The 19,944-nt window shown below is 43.8% G+C and carries 14 protein-coding genes; 5 read left to right on the top strand and 9 right to left on the bottom strand.

Features of this window, described 5'->3' with window-relative positions:
* Positions 1–90 precede the first annotated feature (90 nt).
* The 3 genes from AB4Z50_RS27445 to AB4Z50_RS27435 all read right to left on the bottom strand — a co-directional run bounded on the left by AB4Z50_RS27445 (position 91) and on the right by AB4Z50_RS27435 (position 4,120).
* The gene (locus AB4Z50_RS27445; protein ID WP_441884224.1) at positions 91–1,089 is read right to left on the bottom strand and encodes a FecCD family ABC transporter permease; all 999 of its coding nucleotides are present in this window, start codon (positions 1,087–1,089) and stop codon (positions 91–93) included.
* Positions 1,082–2,092, bottom strand: a complete 1,011-nt coding sequence (locus AB4Z50_RS27440; RefSeq protein WP_441884221.1) for a FecCD family ABC transporter permease — start codon at positions 2,090–2,092, stop codon at positions 1,082–1,084. The genes AB4Z50_RS27445 and AB4Z50_RS27440 overlap by 8 nt, the downstream gene beginning before the upstream one ends.
* A 78-nt stretch (positions 2,093–2,170) precedes the next feature.
* On the bottom strand, positions 2,171–4,120 hold the full coding sequence (locus AB4Z50_RS27435) for an ABC transporter substrate-binding protein (protein ID WP_441884218.1): 1,950 nt from the start codon (positions 4,118–4,120) through the stop codon (positions 2,171–2,173).
* Positions 4,121–4,454: 334 nt separating this feature from the next.
* Between AB4Z50_RS27435 and AB4Z50_RS27430 the strand changes: the two genes are divergently transcribed.
* Both AB4Z50_RS27430 and AB4Z50_RS27425 read left to right on the top strand, forming a co-directional pair.
* On the top strand, positions 4,455–8,003 hold the full coding sequence (locus AB4Z50_RS27430) for an Npt1/Npt2 family nucleotide transporter (RefSeq protein ID WP_441884215.1): 3,549 nt from the start codon (positions 4,455–4,457) through the stop codon (positions 8,001–8,003).
* A gap of 129 nt (positions 8,004–8,132) precedes the next feature.
* A complete protein-coding gene (locus tag AB4Z50_RS27425; protein WP_441884212.1) occupies positions 8,133–8,756 on the top strand; it encodes a sensor domain-containing protein in 624 nt (207 codons plus the stop codon).
* A 258-nt stretch (positions 8,757–9,014) separates the two neighbouring features.
* Here AB4Z50_RS27425 and AB4Z50_RS27420 read toward each other — a convergent pair whose 3' ends face one another.
* The 4 genes from AB4Z50_RS27420 to AB4Z50_RS27405 all read right to left on the bottom strand — a co-directional run bounded on the left by AB4Z50_RS27420 (position 9,015) and on the right by AB4Z50_RS27405 (position 15,074).
* Positions 9,015–9,185, bottom strand: a complete 171-nt coding sequence (locus tag AB4Z50_RS27420) for a hypothetical protein (protein ID WP_441884209.1) — start codon at positions 9,183–9,185, stop codon at positions 9,015–9,017.
* A 671-nt stretch (positions 9,186–9,856) separates the two neighbouring features.
* Positions 9,857–11,542: an ABC transporter substrate-binding protein gene (locus AB4Z50_RS27415; protein ID WP_441884206.1), complete on the bottom strand. Its 1,686-nt coding sequence runs from the start codon at positions 11,540–11,542 to the stop codon at positions 9,857–9,859.
* A 105-nt stretch (positions 11,543–11,647) separates the two neighbouring features.
* Positions 11,648–13,258: a response regulator transcription factor gene (locus AB4Z50_RS27410; RefSeq protein WP_441884203.1), complete on the bottom strand. Its 1,611-nt coding sequence runs from the start codon at positions 13,256–13,258 to the stop codon at positions 11,648–11,650.
* Positions 13,236–15,074, bottom strand: a complete 1,839-nt coding sequence (locus AB4Z50_RS27405; protein WP_441884200.1) for a cache domain-containing sensor histidine kinase — start codon at positions 15,072–15,074, stop codon at positions 13,236–13,238. The genes AB4Z50_RS27410 and AB4Z50_RS27405 overlap by 23 nt, the downstream gene beginning before the upstream one ends.
* 144 nt (positions 15,075–15,218) lie before the next feature.
* On the opposite strand from AB4Z50_RS27405, the gene AB4Z50_RS27400 reads away from it, so the two are divergent.
* From AB4Z50_RS27400 to AB4Z50_RS27390, 3 genes are all read left to right on the top strand, one after another.
* The gene (locus AB4Z50_RS27400; protein ID WP_339207058.1) at positions 15,219–16,169 is read left to right on the top strand and encodes an ABC transporter permease; all 951 of its coding nucleotides are present in this window, start codon (positions 15,219–15,221) and stop codon (positions 16,167–16,169) included.
* A gap of 15 nt (positions 16,170–16,184) precedes the next feature.
* A complete protein-coding gene (locus AB4Z50_RS27395) occupies positions 16,185–17,057 on the top strand; it encodes a carbohydrate ABC transporter permease (RefSeq protein ID WP_339207057.1) in 873 nt (290 codons plus the stop codon).
* 181 nt (positions 17,058–17,238) lie between these two features.
* The gene (locus AB4Z50_RS27390; protein ID WP_441884195.1) at positions 17,239–17,652 is read left to right on the top strand and encodes a DUF5412 domain-containing protein; all 414 of its coding nucleotides are present in this window, start codon (positions 17,239–17,241) and stop codon (positions 17,650–17,652) included.
* Between the two features lie 544 nt (positions 17,653–18,196).
* On the opposite strand, the gene AB4Z50_RS27385 is transcribed toward AB4Z50_RS27390, so the two are convergent.
* Together AB4Z50_RS27385 and AB4Z50_RS27380 are read right to left on the bottom strand one after the other, a co-directional pair.
* Positions 18,197–19,027, bottom strand: coding sequence for a carbohydrate ABC transporter permease (locus AB4Z50_RS27385; RefSeq protein WP_076271479.1), 831 nt, complete (start codon positions 19,025–19,027; stop codon positions 18,197–18,199).
* A 12-nt stretch (positions 19,028–19,039) separates the two neighbouring features.
* Positions 19,040–19,939, bottom strand: a complete 900-nt coding sequence (locus AB4Z50_RS27380; RefSeq protein WP_441884191.1) for a carbohydrate ABC transporter permease — start codon at positions 19,937–19,939, stop codon at positions 19,040–19,042.
* Positions 19,940–19,944 lie beyond the last annotated feature (5 nt).

Below are 19,944 nucleotides of genomic sequence, written 5' to 3'. Positions count from 1 at the left end.
CTGCTTGGCTATAAAGCTTCCTAGAATAATTATACAAGAAAAAACGGCGACCATAATCGGTCGCCGTTCTTCTTTTTTGAGCGAACAACATCATTTAAAAGCTTTCCGTTTAAACAAAAGGTACATAAAGAACGGAGCGCCTATACCTGCGGTAAAGACGCCGGCTGGTATATCAAGCGGTTGGAAAAGCGTTCTCCCCGCCAGATCAGCCAATAGCAAAATCATCGCACCCAGAAGAGCGGATACTGGGATTACTAGTTTATAAGAATGGCCGATAAGCTTTCTAGCCATATGTGGCGCCAATAATCCTAAAAAGGAAATAGTTCCAGCAATTCCGACCGCTGCCCCTGCAAGCGCTACGCTATAGAACAGCAGGATCATGCGGCTTAATTGAAGTCGGCTGCCTAGTCCGATGGCTGTTGCTTCACCTAAGGATTGTACGTTCAGCTCTTTTGCATAGAGAATGGATAAAGGAATGAAGATGGCGACCCAAGGCCACAACACCTCAATATACTTCCAACTCGTCCCGTAGATGCTTCCGGTCATCCAGTTCAGCACTTGCGCAGCCAAATAGGCTGGTCCGCTAATAAGCAGAAATATCGTAAGTGCCCCCATAGCAGTCGATATGCCAATACCAATAAGCACGAGCCTGAACGGTGAAACCCCATTTTTCCAAGCTAGCGAATAGTTTAGAGCAGCAATAACGAAGGCCCCCGCGACAGCTATAAAAGGAATCCAGTGAACACTGTATCCTGTGAATAGCGTCATAAAAGCTACAACCGCAACTGACGCCCCTCCGGTCACACCCAGCAAATCTGGTGATGCAAGCGGATTCCGTATCACGCCTTGAAGCACAGCACCAGCAACCGCCAAGGCAGCGCCGACTAAAACAGCTGCCACAATTCGCGGCATACGGAACTGCATAATAATTAAGTCGCTGCCCTCTTTATTTTTACCCAGCAGTGAAAGGAAGATTTCCTTAATAGGAATGCTTACACCGCCTATGGATAAACAAAGAATAGACAAAGCAATCAGTACGATGCTTAATATTGCGAGTATTAAGATAGATTTCCCTATTCCTTTATGCATGTTTACTCCTTCTCGCCACATAAATCAAGAAAGGAACACCAATAAGCGCAGTAGCGACACCTACAGGCACCTCCTTGGGCATAAGGATAAACCGTGAAGCAATATCAGCGAATACGAGGAGAATTGCTCCTACCAGCCCACAATAGGGCAATAGCCAGCGATAATCATTTCCAAATATGTATCTGCAAAGATGAGGCACAATTAATCCAATGAACGCAATTGGTCCCGCCACCGCAACTGAGCTTCCTGCTAGTAGTACAACAGCAAGGACAGATACAACCCGTATAAGCATCATTCGCTGGCCAAGGCCTTTGGCACTATCATCACCCAAAGCCATGACGTTTAAAGAGCCTGCCAATAGCAGCGCTAAGACCCATCCTAGAAGCATATAAGGAAATACGATAGTTAGATGAGATAATTGTCTCCCAGATACAGAACCGACCATCCAAAACAATGCAGAATCAAGAGATTCTTTATTTATCAGCATAATGCCTGAGGATAAAGAGGAAGCAAATGCAGCTACAGAAGCCCCGGCCAACGTAAGCTTAATTGGCTCAAATCCGCTTCTACCCTGCATTCCCAGTGTAAAAACAAGCAAAGAAGTAGTGGCTGCGCCTGCTAAAGCAATCCAAACCATTCCATTCATGGTTAGTGACGAGCCCAGCATAGCCAAGCTGACAACAATAAATAGAACAGCGCCTGAATTGATGCCAAATATAGATGGAGAAGCTAACGGATTTTTGGTTAACACTTGCATGATTGCACCCGCAATAGCAAGACTCGCCCCTACTGCTGCCGCGATTAATGCTCGAGGAACTCGCGTATTTCTAATAATTAAATGTGCATCCGAACCATCAAATTGCGTATAGGCACGCCATAAATCTTTTAATTCGAATAGATGGATGCCATATAGGATACTAACGAGCATACCGATGAGCAGCAACACGGCGCCTGCCCCCAGGCTCACCAGCTTTCTTTTGCGGCTATGGAGCCTTAATGCCATGTTAACTTCACCCCTTTCATCAAAAACAAGCTGACGTCTGATAGTCACGACGTCAGCTTGCTGACTAACAATGCTAAGCTACTTTACATCAAAATAGGCAACAATCTCATCGAGCAATAAATTTGCAGCCTTGTAGCCTCCAGCAGAATTCCAAATCGCTTCATCTACTTTTATTACCTTGTTGTTTTGCACGACATTTAGTTTTTTGAATAACGGATCGTTCATCCACTCCTCTACCACCTTGGATGCATCTGTCTTCCCTGCTGCCTCCGTGACGAAGTAGAATAATACATCCCCATCCATGCTTGGAATCGTTTCTTTGGACATCACTTCAATAAATGAATCCTTATCCTGTGACTCAGGCCGTGCAAATCCTAAATCATTTAAGAGTACGCCCGAGAAGGTTTGCTTCTGATAGATTCGTACCTGAGAAGCAGAGAAGCGAGCAACCGAAATTTTGGTATCGGCCTTGGTGCCTAGCTTCGCTTTCACTTCAGCAACACGCTTGTCGAAATCAGCCATCGCCTTTTCGCCCTCTTCCGTCTTATCCACGGCTTCCATATAAAGCTTAAAGTTGATTTTCCAATCTCCAACCAAGTCCTCTGCGAATACGGTCGGCGCGATTTGGCTTAGCTGATCATATATTTTTTCCTGTCTCACCTTGTTCCCGATTATTAGATCTGGCTTCAGGCTCGCGATCATTTCAATATTCGGCTGAAGTTCATCGCCTACAACGGTAACGTCCTGCATCTCATCTTTGATATGGTCGTACCAAGGGTCGCCAATCCAAGATTGCACCGCGCCGATCGGTTTAATGCCAACGGCAAGAAGCGCTTCCGTTCCTTCGTTTGTAAGTATGACAACACGCTCAGGCGCGCCAGTTATCGTTGCTTCCCCCATCGCATGTTTTACTACGCGGGTAACATTTGCTGGTGTGGAGTCGGTTGCAGCTGCTTCAGACACATTAGTGGTTGGTGCAGACGATCCTCCATTTGTTGAACTCGTATTTGACGTACCCGCAGAGCAGGCGCTGAGAAATAAAACAAAGCAAAGCAATAATGATGCAGCCATTGGTGTTCTTGATCCTCTATACATTTTGAATATTCCCACTTTCTTGTATTGATAATGATTTTCATAACCATTACCACTATAACGCCTGATTCTGCGTGGGACAATTGTATATCTTGAACGATCCACAGGATTATTTTGAACCTTTGCTTTAAATTGACCAAGCGACATGCCTACATGTTTTTTGAACATACGATTGAAATAACTGTCATCTGAGAAACCTACGCTCTCGGCTATTTCTTGCAGCGTTGCATCTGTATTTTGCAAAAGTTCCTTAGCTTTGTCGATTCGAACAGCAATCAAATACTCAATGGGACTTTTACTTGTCGCATGCTTGAATTTTCTTGATAAGTAACTGACGCTGCAATCCAGCAGCTCTGCAAGCTCGTCCAATGTCACTCGGTCTGAAGAGTGCTCATGAATATAACGAACCACCTGTGACACGAGGTCCACCTTTTGGGTCTTCACGTTTTGGCTGCTCATTTGACTTAAAAGCTCATAGGCAAATTGATAGAATAGCATTTTTATATGTAATTTCTCCAACAGTTCTGGCTCACGCCATTCCTTGCTCATTAGCTCAACACTATGATATAAGGGGATCGGATAATGAGGTACAAAGCTATATTGCAGTTGGAATGGGTTCTCCGTCTCCATTAGCTTCATTAAAGGTTGGCGAGAAGGCAAAGAGAGAATAGCTTTATAAAAAATCATATAATATTCAAAAGCATCATGAGCGGTAATATCAAGGCACATTCCTTTGCCGCCATGCAAAACATGAAATCGATTCACCATGTGCATCGTTCCATCCGACCACATCTGCGCACTGCCGCGAATCGCATAAAAAAAAGCGCTGGTTGGCAAGCGATACGATCGCAGCTCCTCGCCTGGTTCCATGACCGTATGGCGTATATCCATCACTTTGATCGAAGCATGATTCCATAACATTAGGTGATCACTCATTTTCATCGTGTCGGATCACTCCCTTCTCCCTGTGAAAGCATTACATATAAACATTCATTATCATTATAAATGATAACGATTATCATTTGCAATGTCTGACAGCGTAAATCATGACATTATTTTCAGCAAAGAATCTACTATTGGCTCCAATTTGCGTTTATTTTACTTTTCGCCGTTTATGATGCATCAATGGCATAACATTTCTACATATCCAGCAGACCATACGTATCGCGCAGCATTCTGGCAAATTTTGTTCCAATATGTATTTTCTTCATATATACTATACTTCTTAAGCTATTGCGGGCAGGAAGAGAAACGGAGAGGAACAAGTATCATGTCTAAGAAAAGTATCGTTAATCCATTCACTCTGCTCTTACGTCAATTTCAATCCGATCGAACGGAATATAGCAAAATATTTTATTTATTCGGTTATCTGTTTTTCATCGTCGCTGCTTCTACTATCAGTCGAACAGCTGCAGATACTTTATTTCTCAGCAGATACGACGCATCCGTCTTATCGTATATGTATTTGCCCCAAGCAGCCACCCTTCTCTTAACCGGATTTATATACCAAAAGCTATGCGGACGCTTCCGCACCGATCAACTCGTTGTTAGAGTTATAATCATTGCTTCTATGCTCGCACTTCTTTCGCGACTTGCTGTCGGGATTGGCTTTAGCTGGATTTTCCCAGTCATCTACGTCGGATATGATGTACTAAACTTTTTGATGATCGTCTGCTTCTGGCAGTTTGCGACCTCCATTATGGATCAGCGCAAAGCGAAACACATGATTGGTTTTGTAGGAAGCGGTGGACTTGTTGGCGGTATTTTGAGCGGCTTTGGTCTAAAGCTGCTGGTACAGCCGTTAGGAACCGAAAATTTAATCTTCATCTATGCTGCTGCACAGCTGCTTTGCCTGCTATTTGTCCTTAAGCTTCTGCGAGGAGTGCCAAATCCTGCCGAGTTTTTCGCGATTAAAACTACTATTAAAAAATTATCTAAAGCACAAACGCGAGCCGTTGAAGAGAAACAAGGCTTATTCCAAAGCGTACCTCATCTTAAATATGTGGCGATCATGGCCGGAACACTTACAATCTCGCTAACGCTTATTGATTATCAATTCAAAGTTATTCTTCGCGGCACCTTGCAAAATGAAGAGCTCGCCAGCTTTATGGGCAGCTTTTATGGATTTGCGGGTTTGCTCGCGCTAGTTGTTCAATTATTCATTTCCGGCAAAATGATAACCCGCTACGGTGTCATGACTGCCATTCTTGTTTTTCCGATCGTCTTGTTTACAGGTAGCTTCGCTCTCCTCATCATGCCTGTACTTGCCATTGCAACTGCAGTTAAAGCAAGCGATAAGGTGCTTGGCGATACGATATACTCCTCCGTAAGTCAGCTCATCATGTTTCCCGTTGCTCCCGAATGGCGCGGCAGAGCCAAAGGTTTCCTCGACGGCATCGTACGAAATGGTGCCAAAGGGATCGCGGCAATCAGTCTCATTGTGCTTTCGCAATGGTTCGCGATTGAGCAGTTCAGTTATTTTATTCTTGCGTTAATTGGCTGCTGTATAGTTGCGGCGATAAAAATTAAGAAAAACTATTTAAGTATGCTTTTATCAACTCTGCAATCGAAAAGCATGGACCTGCAAGATGAGCCGGATTTCGTAGATCCAGCAAGTATTCAAATTTTAGCGGCAGCGCTGCATAGGCACGACAAGCAGCAAGCTTTATATGCTTTTGCGATTCTTAGCGGCATACAAGAATTTGATATGAATGAGCAGATCACGCCTCTGCTACAGCATCCCGTTCAGGAGCTGCAGATCGAAGCGTTAAAATACCTTCAATTAAGCACGCCTGCCCTTGGTGAACGGAAGCTTGAAGCCCATCTTTCTTCATCATCAGTCACCATTCGCGCCCATGCCATCCTTGCCTTATCTGCCTATGCGCTGGAAGAGCAATTAGATCGCATTACTGCCTATCTGCATGATGAAGATGTTCATATACTAGCAGCAGCCATCGTCGGATTAATTAAATATTACGGCATAGAAGGCATGTTCCAAGCCGTCGGCGTATTAAAGGAGCTGCTCAAAAATGGGCAGGAAGAAGAGCGTATTGCCATGGCAGGCCTGTTCGGACAAATTGGCATTGCCAGCTTTTACAAACCGTTGATCCCGATGTTCGAGGACTCCTCCCATCTCGTTCGTATACGGGCATTGGAGTCTGCTTCCACATTGCGAGTACCCGAGCTGGTTCAGTTCATTATTCCGCTTCTTGATGATAGCAAGGTCAGGCTTCAAGCTACTGCTGCATTAACAAGCTATGATGAGGCCATCATCATTCCTATACTTGAAAGCCGCATGACTGCGAAAGAGCTTAACCTTCATTTGCCACGCGTATTAGAGGAAATCGGAACACAAGCTGCACTAGATGCCTTATTGAGGCATTATTTGCTCTTTTCCAGCGAGCTTAGGGAGAAAACGCTTGAGTCTGCAACTCGGATTCATGCTGGAACCAATCAAGTTGACAAAAAACATGCTGAGCATTTGATCGATCAGGAGATTTCCTATTATTTTAAATGGGTGGAGCAACTTGTACTTATCGGTAATACAAATCGTATGAGTGATCTAGCTGAGGCGATTGAACAGATGCGGGTTCGTCATGTAAAAAGGATTTTTCAGCTACTGGCCTTTCTTTATGACTCAAGATCCATTCACGCTGTGTATGCCAATTGGCAGGATGGCAATGCTAGGCAGCAGGCTAATGCCATTGAGGTGATTGACCAGCTGCTTAAAGGGAAATTGCGGACTGACATGACAAAAATCATTTCATCGTCTCCCACTCCCGGAGAAGAAGCTCCCTCAGAATTGCATGTTAAAGAAGCAATACAGTGGTTTTATGATCAAAGCGATCCCTGGATTAATCTAAATATTGATTATTTAACACAATCAGACGATAAGCTTGAGCAGGATTCACTTATGAAACAAATTCATTTGCTCAAACGTGTAGCGTTGTTCGCTGGTTTAACAGGTCGTGATTTCTTCAACATCGCGATGCGCCTGCAAAAGGTATGGATAAGAAAAGGAGTCGAAATTGTTCGCGAAGGAGATCCTGGTGACTCTCTCTATCTTATTGAACAAGGCCGTACAGGCATTTATATCCATGGCCACAAAATTAATGAGCTCAGCGCTTACGATTATTTTGGCGAGATAAGCGTCATCACACAAAGAGTTCGCTCTGCAACCGTAATAGCGGAAGAGGATGTCGTCCTATACGAGCTGACTTCGAGTGCATTTTACGAAATGATTTTTGATCGAACCGAAATTGCTATGGAGCTGATGAAGCAGTTGTCGCTTCGATTGCGCACCACCAATGAGAAGGTTTCAAGAGCCGTTCTGGATGCTGCAATAGATGAAGCCACTATCGAGGATCATGCTCTTGCGTCAATTGAAGCTGAAGACCGAAACGAGACGATTATTAGGCGTATTCTTGTGCTGCAGAAGATTAGCCTTTTTGCCCACTGCTCACAAGAAGACTTTATAAAGCTGGCTCGAATGGTGGAAGAATCCGTGTATGAGCCCGGTGAGAGAATTTGTGGCATTGGTGAGGATGGTGACACCATGTACGGAATTATTGAGGGGAAAGTGCAAGTGCACAAAGGATCTGAGCAGCTTGCAACACTCGAGGTCGGACAATGCTTTGGTGAGATGGCCATCATCGACGGACAGCCGCGTTCCGCCGATTGTACAGCCATTAGCCGCACCATCTTGCTGGAGCTGACTAGAGAGCAGGTATTTGCTTTTTGCTTCCAAAAAATTCATGTTTTAAAAGGCTTAATGCGCGTGTTGGTTGAGAGAACGCAGGATACAGAGCGGTTGGTCTGAGTTTATTTTCCAAAAAAACGATAAGAATACTAGACCAAAGTCGAGCACGCTATCCAGTCTTTGGATCAATGCTTAAGTAGAATGATCCCTCTATACTGAAGGAAGTGTTGGTATGAGAGGGGTTTAAACATGCAAAAACAAAGTGCCTTAAAAGCTTGGGCCATGCTTCTAATGTCGCTTCCGAAAGGAATCATAGCATTTGTAATAGCTGTTACAGGTTTATCAGTAAGCTTGCCGCTGATCATCTTGTGGGTTGGGTTGCCCATGTTGTGGGCGACACTTGCAGCGTGTCGCTGGATGATGGTCAAGGAACAGCAATCTACTCTAGCTTGGTATCGAGGTAATTCCCAATCGCATCATCGGGTCGATGATCAACTATCCCTTCGCTGGGAAGGCTCTCGGTCATTGTTTCGTCTTCTTGGAAAGGGTCAAACCTACCAAGGTATTCTGTACAGCCTATTGCAGCTTCCGATTGGTATTACCGGGTTTACATTAGGGATTGTCCTGCCCGTTACCGCCTATGCAGTCATGCTTTCCCCATTTGCCTATAAGGTGAGTGCAGACTTCTTCAACTTCGATTTATTTCAGTCCACCTGGACCTTCTTTCCTTTTTACGCAGAGATTACTTCTGCTCAGCGCTCGTGGATAGCTGGCGGGATCGGCTTAGTGCTCGTATTTGTACAACCGATGTTATTGCGAGCGCTCGGACGTATGTATGCCGCATATATTCAGATGATTTCGAAGTCCATTTAGCCACTACGTTACAGCATATAAACAAACCCAGCACCTTATAAGTGTATTATCACGAAGGCAATTGYGGTGCTGGAACAGCTATTTTTTTAAGAATGCTGCATACTGCTGCATACTCGAAATAACGGACATGGATGCGGTTATTCTCAACAACCACAAGCTTAAAACGGTGCTGGGCACTTAGGCTTGCACCTAACGGACATAGGTTCCGTTATTTCCAATAATTACGTCTAATCTGGATTTTAACGGACATAGGATCCGTTATTCTAGTAAAAAGACAATAAATTCAAGCACTTTAGCCCAAATAGCGGAACATATGTCCGTTAGCTCTACAAAAACAGCCGATTCTACACAAATAAGCGCTCTGGTGTCCGTTACGCTCAAGCAGGTCTGCTTCATCCATCCACTTAGCAGCATTCTACAACGAATCATTTGCCACACACACAACATCCGCGCTGCTCCCGGCCCAAACACACCACCATTATTGTTCCACAACTAATTGTCCACTAACTACACACAACCCGCTAGCACAATTCCACACATGAGCGTCCGCTACAAACACACCACCATTGCCGTTCCACTCTTAATAGTCCACTACATACAACCCGCAAGCACAATTCCGCACATGAGCGTCCGCTATAAGCATACACAATTACTGTTCCACAACCAATTGTCCACTACACACAACCCGCGAGCATAGTTCCGCACATAAGCGTCCGCTATAAGCACACCACCATTACTGTTCTACAACCAATTGTCCACTACACACAACCCGCGAGCACAATTCCACACATGAGCGTCCGTTACAAACATACCACCATTACCGTTTCACACCCACTAGTCCACTACAGACTACCCGCTATCAAAGTTCCGCACATGAGCGTCCGACATTCATTCATTTAATCATTCACTTACTGAATTACTGACTTACTAACTATCTACTCACCGCCAACACCGCTCCATAAACAACATTCCACCTCGCAAGCACCACCCGCTCTCTCCCCCTTTTTATCTTGTTCATTCCACCCACCTCCTCCCCCATTCGCACCGCATGACCCATCACACAAAAAAAAGCCCGCAGAAGACTCTGCGGGCCAAGATCTTTATTTTTTAGAAACGGATTGGAACCACTCATTAACTTCTTTCGTGATTTGGTCTCCGCCATTTGCTTTCCAGCTGGATACAAACTCATCGAAAGCATCAACCGGCAATTTGCCGTAGATGATTTTGTTGAACGTTTCCATCTCGGATTGACGTAGCAAATTCCATTTCGAAACCATTGTTTCTGTTGCTGCACCTGTAAAGTAGTTTTGTTTGCGAATATCCTTTTGATCCATAACGACTTTTGCTGCATACCAGTTTTCAGGTTTGCGGAATTCAGCCGTTTGTTTCTCGTAAGGTGTTTCCGGAGCAACTCCGTCAGCAAGCTTAACCAAAGTTGTCATAAATAGATCAGGAATACGAGCCGGACCTGTAATGAACGGGAATTCGTTCGTAAATCCAGGGATTTTATCCTTGTTGCTCGTTGGTTGACCGTCTACGATATCCCAGTCATAGCCTTGAGCAAAGCCATGCTCATATTTGCTTCCAACCGTAGGATTCGCTAGGTTTTCAAGCAAGTAGTTGTAGTACAAGAAAATAGCTTCCGGATGCTTCGCATCCTTGTTGATCATAATACTAGCGTTTACGCCAGAGTTCTGCCATTTTGTACCCATGTAACCGTCCGGACCTGCAGGTACCGGGTAAGCTTTATATTTGGAGCCTGGTACGTTTTTCAACAAATCTGGAGCCGGCCAATCTGGTACCCAGTTTGCGCCTGGCAAGATGCCTGCTGCGCCTTTTGTCCAGCTTTCTGCTGACTTGCCTTCATCCCACAAAGCGGAGTCTGCATGGATATAACCTTTGTTCATCCATTCTTGAAGCTTCGCAAGTGCTGCTTTTGCTCCTGGATTTACGGAACCGTATTCAAGATTTCCGTCTTTATCTTTGTTCCATTGCTCTTGAACAGAACCGTAAGCACCGAATAACCAATCAAGTCCGCCCATCCAAGTGTTCGTAGCGCCTTTCAAAGAAATCGCTAGTGGATAAACATCTTTTGGCGCTAGGCCGTCAGGGTTTTCGTTTTTGAATTTGTCCATAATGACTTCTAGATCTGCAATTGTTTTTGGAGCCTCTAGTTTCAGCTTCTCCATCCAATCTTCACGAAGCCAAAGCAGCGTGTTGTCATTGTTCGTGTACTCCATCAATGGCACATTGTATTTCTTGCCGTCTCTTGTGAAGGGATACCAAAGCTCAGGGTTTTTCTCAGCATGGTCCTTCCAAACTTTTGTTGCGTACTTGTCAAACAGCTCATCAATTGCAATAAATTGACCAGAATCGATAAGTTGGTTAGTCAATACAGCGTTTGTTGGTACCTTTACAAAATCCGGAAGCTTCTCGCCTGAAGAAATAGCAAGTTGAAGCTTTTGTCTGTATTGATCATCACTTGCTGGATACCAAGTATCCTTATGTTTAATACCAAGTGTTTCAAGCATCCAACGATCGTGGACGTTGTTTTCCTTCGTATCGCCTTTACCGCCATAGTTCTTAATCGGCATCAATACGGTGCTGATTTCAATCGGTGGATCGTATTTGCCAGCGGCGAATGCGCTATCAGCTGTACTAGTACTAGTATTCGTTGAACCTGACTCTTCTTTGTTTACGTTCTTGCCGGTATTACCGCTGCAAGCTGTAACGAAAACGAGTCCCAAAGCTGCAAGTAGAAGCCCTGCTTTTTTGAATTTAGCCATTTTTCTTTTCCCCCTACGGTGTAAGATCCTTACATGAGTAACTTTAACAATTTGTACGGGGGGGTATCTATAGGACATTGTTAGTTTCCATAGGACTCTGTTAGGCTATTGATTGCCGTCCCTATATTCCTGCGGTGTTACACCATACTGGCGTTTGAACACTTTGATAAAATAAGCCGGGTCCAAATAGCCGATTTCCATGCTAATTTCATAAATCTTTTTGCTTGTTGTTTTTAGCTTATGGCAGGCTCGTTCCATGCGCAGACGTGATATATAATCACTTATGCCTTCACCCGTCTCAATCTTATATATTTTGGACAGATGGGTAGGATGCAAATTCACATGGTCAGCGAGCGCTCGCAAAGAAACGTCTTCGTGAAGATGCTCCTCCGCGAAATGTTGAATCTTCTTCACATAAGAAGAACGTATATCTTTAATTTCACTTGAGGTGCCGTCCTTCAGCTTCGAAAGCACGTTAAGCGACCATTTGCGCAGCTTGCTGATCGATGTAAAAGCTTCTCCGCTTTGCAAAGGCTCCATATCTGCCCCTAGCAGCTTGACCAGCGTATGCCCGTTCCGATGTGCCAGCTGTGTGAACGAGGAGGCGATCAAAAATCCAGCCTCCATGCAATGCTCCCATGAGTCGGACCATCTCTCGTCGAGCTCCGCGCAAACGCCCACCAGCTTATCCTCCGCAGCCTCCCAGCGCCCTGCCTCTAATAAGCTGATCAGAGACGGCGGCATATAAAGAGCGTCCAACGGACCATGCGATACGCTTGGCTCCATATCGCCAACCCGCATAACAAATTCTCGCTCGTCCCCTACGATTTGCCTAAAGTAAGCAAATGATTTGCGATAATTATCCTGAAGCTGTTCAGGAAACTTGAAAGATTCTGATAGTACGATGGATAAGGAGCCTTTCAAAAATTGTTTTACTTTATGCTGAAGCTGAATCGCAAGCTTCTCCAAAATCTTCTCTTTTCCAGGGATTGAAACCTTATCCTTCAGTTGAAGCAAAAACACTAAATAACCATGCTCCTCCTTTACTCCCCATACTTCAGAAAATTCACTGAAGATTTCTTCCGCCATATTGATAATGGCATATTCCATCAGCTGTTGACCGTTACTTGTATATTGCCCAAATTCCTCTTCCATACGTACAAGCAGCAGTGTGCAATCTCCATAGCTGAACGGCAAGCCGTAGCTTTCAAGCTTTCGAGTCCATTCATCAGCAGACATTCGGTAGCCTTTTAGCGCATCAATCAGCAACTGACCGCGCAGTAGCGGCAGATTCTCCCTCAGCGTATATTCTGTCCGCTCCTGTGAGCTGACCGCTTCCCACTCCGCTTGCAATTGGTCAATCGCAGTCTTAACCGCGCTGAACAGCTCGTTATCCGATGGCGGCTTTAGCAAATAATCTACGGTTTGATTTTGAACCGCTTTTTTGGCAAATTCAAAGTCCGAATGTCCTGATAAAATAATACATTTCATTCTTTTATCGCGTTCTCGTATTTTCTCTATGAGTTCAAGCCCCGTCATTTCGGGCATTAAAATATCGGATATGACAATATCAATGGGATTCGTTTCTATAATTTGAAGCGCCTCATGTGCAGAGTAAGCTTTATGAACCTGCTCAATACCAAGTGTATGCCAAGGCTTGTGCATCGATAAATTCTCTACCCAGTGTGCTTCATCATCTACGATTATCATCTGCATGTTGTGTATCTCCTTGTAAAGTAGGATAAGGTCTCTGTTCTTCTCCAGATGCTGTTTCCCATACGATTTCTGTCCGAAATCCTCCTAATGGCGATTTTTTGAAGCATAAATAAGATTTATCGCCAAATTGATGAATGATACGCTGATTCGTATTCCAAAGTCCGCAGCCCATTTCCTCTTTCAATGGCTCGCTCATTTTTGCATTCAAAGCTTCAAGCGCACTTGACTCAAGCTCTGGTCCATCATCATCGATATATATTTTGCATAACCCGTCTGACATCTCGCCGGTAATTCGAATTTCTCCAGATGTATAAGATTTTCCTATACCATGAATGACCGCATTTTCTACGATCGGTTGAAGCATAAGCGGCGGTATGCGCTGCTTCAGCATTTCTGATGGGATATCTATTGTATAATCAATTCTGCCGTTACGCAGCTTCTGAATGTCCAAATAATTAATAAGTAATTTAATCTCTTCGTCCAGCGCGGCGGTTTGTCTCTCCGTTCGAGTCGTATAGCGATAATAGGCGCTTAAGTTGTATGCCATCGACACAACCGCTTCCTGTTCTTTCATCTGTGCCATATTAATTATATAGCCCAGACAGTTATATAGAAAATGCGGATTAATTTGCGCCTGCAATTGCTTCAAGGTGGCTTCCCTTGACCGAATTTTTTCATTCAGCACATTTTCAATTAAGTCTTGGATTTGTCGTGACATATCGTTAAAACGGTAAAATAAAAATGAAAATTCATTATTTACACTTGAGCTGATCCGAAACGAGAAATCCCCCCGCTGTACGCTCTGCAAACCTTTAATCAATTGCCTGATCGGCCGCTGCACATTACGGTAAAGCAGGATGGAAGCAGATATGCCCACAACAAATAACAAAATCATCGAAACATAAAACAAATTGCGAGTGATCGATATCGGCTTCAATATTTGATCGAGCGGAACAACGTCAACCAAATGCCAGCCCAAATAAGTGGATTTAACCGAGCTCACCAAATAGTTCTCACCATGCAGCTTCACTACCTGCTGTGTTGTGTCTTCCAGCGACTGCTCGTCCAAGTAGGAAACCAACTCTCCTGAAAGCTGTTGATCCGCACTGCGGTTCGTAATCGGAGCGTCACCTTTATGATAAAAAATCGGGTCGCCCTGTCCGCCTGATTTATAGGTGTCCAGCATGTTTTGGATATTTTCATAACTGAAGCTTGCTTCAATGACCAGATTGCTTCCATTCAGTTTGCCTTGCTGGCCATATGATTCGGTATAAAACCAATGAAAGTAACTAGGTTCATTATCGGCCTTAGCTTCGCCATTGCCATAGGTCCATTTCCCGCTCATGTTTCGCTTTAAAAATTCCTCATCGTACTCAGCAGGATTGTTGTAATTTGATATCAACTCTTTGTTTTGTTGCGAGTATACGGTGTATCTGACTGGCCATATGTTAATGACGCCTGATTGCAGTGCCATCTTCTCTTGAACGATAAACCTAGTCTGCATGCGGTCATAACGATCTTCCCATATTTTAAGCCCATTAAATCTCTGCACATTCGGATCTTTCGAGAATGTATTGGAGAAATCGACCATCTGATTAATCCGCGAGTCAATTTGACTGGACAAAAAGGACAACTGTCTCGTGTTCGATAGCTTAAGCTCCTTGCTGACAACGTTAAAGGCCACGTCGTTTGAATACGTATACATGATCACAATGGGGATGAACAAAATTAAGATCAACCCATTCATTTTAGAAAACAGACTAAACCGAGCACCCATCTTTCTTTTGACAAAAGCAAGACCGTTACTAATCTCCATCATTCATTCCTCCAGACGATATCCCCTAACAAAACCATATCAATCCTAACATTATCCTATAGTCCAGTAAGAGAAATGCTTGTTACTATATATAGCAGGGTTTCTTATTATACACAAACCAATTTTATGGAACGGGGGATAGCTATGGAAGCAAACACAGAAAAGCAAGTGACTTTGGAGACCACACCACGAGCAAAAACAAAACACAAATATAAACAACCTTGGATGCTGCATTTCATGGTGCTGCCGGCGGTACTTTCGGTTTTCATCTTCTCCTATATACCGATGACAGGTATTATGATGGCATTTCAAGACTATAAAGCTTCACTTGGGATGATGGGCTCTCCATGGGTAGGCTTGAAGCATTTTGAATACATGTTTCAAAATGATTATTTCTTGCAAATTACGTGGAACACCCTATTTTTTGCTTGCTCCAAAATCGTGCTGAACTTAATCATTCCGTTCATTTTTGCTTTGCTTCTGAATGAAGTCAGGAACATGGGGCTCAAAAGATCCATCCAAACGCTCGTCTATCTGCCGCATTTCCTTTCCTGGGTCACGCTATCCGGAATTTTGATCGATATGCTCGCACAGACAGGAATTATTAATCAATTTATTAGCAATGTATTCGGCATTAAGCCGATTTTCTTTTTGGGCGATGGCGCCTGGTTCCGCTTCACCATTATTTTTAGTGATGTGTGGAAGGAATTTGGATTCAATACGATTATCTTCCTTGCAGCGCTTGCCGGTATTAATCCAGCACTTTATGAAGCTGCTGAAGTTGACGGTGCAGGCCGTATCAAGCAAACGACGCATATTACGATTCCATCTCTCATTCCAATTGCGATTGTAGTTGCAACCTTGGCGCTTGGTAACGTACTAAATGCAAACTTCGACCAAGTGTTCAACTTGTACAGTCCTTTGATTTATCAGCAGGGTGATATTATTGACACCTTTGTCTATCGTGAAGGTCTACTCAGCGGTCAATTCAGCTTTGCAACAGCAGTTAGCCTGTTTAAATCAGGGATCAGCTTGATTCTAATCGTAATTTCTTATCGTCTTGCTTATAAATTTGCCGGTTACCGAATCTTCTAGAAAGGGTGACAACGTATGCACCATAAAACACTGCCATACCGTATTTTCAGCATATTTAACAACGTGTTTTTGATTCTTCTTTCCATATTATGCTTGCTGCCGCTATATCACCTTCTCATGGTTTCCATGAGTGCGTCCGCTCCCGCCAACGCGGGATTGGTCACTTTTTGGCCGATCGGTTTCACATTAGAAGCCTATGCCAAGACGTTCAACAATAGCAATTTCCTAACTTCCTTGTGGGTGTCGACACAGCGGACTATCCTTGGTACGGCGCTTGCTATGCTAGTTAGTACACTTGCTGCTTATGCGCTGTCCAAAGATTCTCATATCTTCCGCGCTCGCAACGTTTATCTTTGGTATTTTGTCGTAACGATGCTATTTGCAGGCGGACTTATTCCAAGCTACCTCCTCATCCTTAAGCTCGGACTAATGAATACTTTATGGGCGCTTATCCTACCAGGTACAGTCGGCGTTTATAACGTTATTCTTTTGCTAAACTTCTTCCGTACTGTTCCTAAGGATCTGGAAGAAGCTGCTTTTATTGATGGAGCCGGCCAGCTGCGCACTTTCTTCATGATTTATTTGCCGATCTCCTTGCCTGCGATTGCAACGGTTTCCTTGTTTATTATGGTCGGACATTGGAATTCCTATTTCGACGGTATCATCTATATGAAGGATGCCGAGAAGCTGCCTCTTGCAAGCTTCATGCAAACGATTATCGTTCAAAAGGATATGACTAAGCTTGATCCGCAAATGGTTGCCAATATGTCGCAAAGAACCATTAGCGCATCGCAAATCTTTATCGGCGCATTACCGATTCTGTTGGTTTATCCTTTCTTGCAGCGTTACTTTGTAAAAGGGATTGTCATTGGTGCGGTTAAGGAATAAGCTCTTGCTGCTTCCCAGCTCCGATTAATAAAACTAAAAGCAGCCCGATTGGGCTGCTTTTTTTGTTTTATTCGGCAGGGCATCGTTTATATCTAATTGTTGTTATGATTCGCATTCGGTTTCTCCGGAGTGTAACTTGTGATATTCTAATGTTATCCAAATTTTCCAGGAAATGATACCGTTGTTCGATGAAGATATTGATGTTCAAGCGGCGAGCGAGAAAAAGAAAATTTTAAAAAAGCTGCTCATCATATTTATTTCTATCTGCACATTCTTCGCCTTAACTATTGGTGCTGGTGTTTATTGGCTCTTCTATGACATGGGCAGACTGCCGAAGGGGAAATTTCTTATAGAGGCCGCTTCCCCTGATGGGACTTACAGTTTAAAAGCGTACCTTATTAATGGAGGAGCGACTACTCCTTTGATGATTCGCGGTGAATTGGTATACAATAAACGCAATCATAAAACCAAAAATATTTATTGGAGCGCTCGCGAGGATCAAGCGGTCATCACTTGGAGCGATAACGATACCGTCATCATTAATGGTCACAGTCTTGATGTTCCTCACGATAAATTCGACTTTAGACATCCATAATGACGAGCTGGCTTACCTTACACAGCAAGCATGATCAAATCGAGCAACACTCATAAACTTAGACTTTTCTGCCATATGCCCTCTATACTCGACTCAAACAAATTTAGATCTACAATCTAGCCCTATTTTCATCAAAACAGCCCTCTTCGCAAAAATAGAACTAGAAAATAGGCTTATTATCGCTCGTGAGCTGCCAATTRCATCATTGTATCCGTTTCAAACAAATTTAGATCTACAATCTAGTCCTATTTTCGCCCAATCAGCCCGCTTAGTAAAAATAGAGCTAGAAAATAGGCTTATTTTCGCTCGTGAGCTGCCAATCGCCTCTTTGTATCCTTTTCGGACTAAAATAGATCTACAATCTAGTCCTATTTTCGCCCAATCAGCCTTCATCACAAAAATAGGTCTAGAAATTAGCCTTATTATCGCTCACAGCCTGCCCACTGAGCACACTATGTCTCACTATGCATATGTGAATCAATTAAAAACGGGGCTGTCCCAAGAGGTCTAAATGACCTCAGGACAGCCCCGTTTGGTTACTATGTTATTTACCGCCGGTAAACGTAATTCCTTTAATAAAGAATCGATTGAAGAACGCATAAATCAGCAGCGCTGGAAGCGTAAATACCATCGATGCAGCCATAATGTAGTTCCAGTGGCTAATGTACTGCCCTTTGAACGTATTCAGACCGAGCGTTAAAGTAAACATCGACTTATCGGACATGAACATGAGCGGCTTCAGGAACTCGTTCCATGCACCCATGAAAACGAAGATCGTTTGAGCTGCTAATGCAGGTATCGCAAGCGGCAATGCAATGCGGAAAAACACGCCGAACCGATTAAGTCCGTCCATCTCGGCTGCCTCCTCAAGCTCTTTCGGGAAGCTGAGGAAAAATTGCCGCATCATAAAGATAAACGTCGCATTCGCCATCATCGGCAAAGTCAGTGCGGCATAGGTGTTTAACAAATCGAGCTGCTTCATAATTAAGTAAGCGGGTACGATCGTCAGTTGGCCTGGAATCATCTGCACCGCTAAGATAAGGATGAACATGATTTTGTTGCCGGCAAATTCAATACGTGCAAGTGCATAACCCGCCATTGAGTTGAACAGCGTATTGCAAACCGTCGCAACAACTGCAATCAAGGCACTGTTGTACATCCACCTGAGGAAAAGCGGCTCTTTCACGAAAATATCATAATAGTTCTGCAAGGTGAATTCTTTCGGAATAAAGTTGATGCCCCCGGAAACAATCTCACTGAGCGGCTTAAACGAAGAGGAAAGCGCCCATAGAAAGGGAGCAACAGTGATGCAGCCGTATGAGAATAACAGGAAATAAAGAATCGCCTTTCCCCATTTGGATTGTTGAAATACCATCTAGTCGCCCTCCTAGTTCAGCTTTTCTTCGGCAAATAGCTTACGCTGTATCAGCGTCACGATCATAATGACAGCAGCCAGCATGACAGCGAGCGCAGAGGCATAGCCGAAGTCGAGATTTTTGAAAGCATATTGATAAATAAGCAGAGCTACGGTCAAGGTCGAGTTATTCGGTCCGCCTGAACCTGCTGAGAAAATATAAGATTGGTCGAAAAGTTGGAAGGTACCGATAATACCCATAACGACCGTAAAGAAGGTCGCAGGCTTAATTAGCGGCAGCGTGATGGAAATAAATCTCCTCCAGCCTCCTGCTCCGTCAAGCATAGCTGACTCGTACAGCGCATCAGGAATGTCTTGTAATGCAGCCAAGAAAACAACCATAAAGAATGGAGCGGTAGACCATATATTCATAAGCATGATCGCCTTCATGGCGACCGCAGGATCTCCAAGCCAGTTGTATCCATGCAAACCGATAAATTCAAGCACTCGGTTCAAAAGACCGTTTGAATTGTATATCCACATAAATATAAGTGATAGTACCGCCGACGAAGTAATGGTCGGCATAAAAAATACGATACGGAAGAAGTTTTTGAATTTGAGCTTAGCATTCAAAATAACAGCTAGTAAAATAGCAAACACCGTTTGCAGCGGCACAACAAACAAAGCAAAGGATGCCGTGTTCTTAAGCGCTATCCAGGCTCTTTCATCGCCTGCCATACGCGTGAAGTTTTTAAATCCTACCCATTTGTAACTTACTTCGCCAAGCAGATTGACCTTATGTCCCGATAAATAAAGGGAATAGAATACAGGCAAGAACAAAAAAGTGCCAAGAACTAGAATGGTTGGAAGCAGGAACAGATAGCCGGTTACGTTATTTTTCAGCTTTTTTCTCCATGAAGAGACATGGGTCATGCTGC

The sequence above is a fragment of the Paenibacillus sp. 2TAB26 genome, assembly GCF_052115145.1.
Classification (GTDB): domain Bacteria; phylum Bacillota; class Bacilli; order Paenibacillales; family Paenibacillaceae; genus Pristimantibacillus.
The sequence above is the reverse complement of the archived record's forward strand: the minus strand, read 5'-3'. Positions and strand labels throughout refer to the sequence as shown.

What these genes read in the sequence shown, in the direction of transcription:
- AB4Z50_RS27400 (WP_339207058.1), top strand. Translation starts at nt 15,219, where the DNA reads ATGGAAGCAAACACAGAAAAGCAAGTGACTTTGGAGACCACACCACGA.
- AB4Z50_RS27420 (WP_441884209.1), bottom strand. Translation starts at nt 9,185, where the DNA reads ATGATTCGTTGTAGAATGCTGCTAAGTGGATGGATGAAGCAGACCTGC.
- AB4Z50_RS27440 (WP_441884221.1), bottom strand. Translation starts at nt 2,092, where the DNA reads ATGGCATTAAGGCTCCATAGCCGCAAAAGAAAGCTGGTGAGCCTGGGG.
- AB4Z50_RS27435 (WP_441884218.1), bottom strand. Translation starts at nt 4,120, where the DNA reads ATGAGTGATCACCTAATGTTATGGAATCATGCTTCGATCAAAGTGATG.
- AB4Z50_RS27425 (WP_441884212.1), top strand. Translation starts at nt 8,133, where the DNA reads ATGCAAAAACAAAGTGCCTTAAAAGCTTGGGCCATGCTTCTAATGTCG.
- AB4Z50_RS27385 (WP_076271479.1), bottom strand. Translation starts at nt 19,027, where the DNA reads ATGGTATTTCAACAATCCAAATGGGGAAAGGCGATTCTTTATTTCCTG.
- AB4Z50_RS27410 (WP_441884203.1), bottom strand. Translation starts at nt 13,258, where the DNA reads ATGCAGATGATAATCGTAGATGATGAAGCACACTGGGTAGAGAATTTA.
- AB4Z50_RS27405 (WP_441884200.1), bottom strand. Translation starts at nt 15,074, where the DNA reads ATGGAGATTAGTAACGGTCTTGCTTTTGTCAAAAGAAAGATGGGTGCT.
- AB4Z50_RS27395 (WP_339207057.1), top strand. Translation starts at nt 16,185, where the DNA reads ATGCACCATAAAACACTGCCATACCGTATTTTCAGCATATTTAACAAC.
- AB4Z50_RS27380 (WP_441884191.1), bottom strand. Translation starts at nt 19,939, where the DNA reads ATGACCCATGTCTCTTCATGGAGAAAAAAGCTGAAAAATAACGTAACC.
- AB4Z50_RS27445 (WP_441884224.1), bottom strand. Translation starts at nt 1,089, where the DNA reads ATGCATAAAGGAATAGGGAAATCTATCTTAATACTCGCAATATTAAGC.
- AB4Z50_RS27415 (WP_441884206.1), bottom strand. Translation starts at nt 11,542, where the DNA reads ATGGCTAAATTCAAAAAAGCAGGGCTTCTACTTGCAGCTTTGGGACTC.
- AB4Z50_RS27430 (WP_441884215.1), top strand. Translation starts at nt 4,455, where the DNA reads ATGTCTAAGAAAAGTATCGTTAATCCATTCACTCTGCTCTTACGTCAA.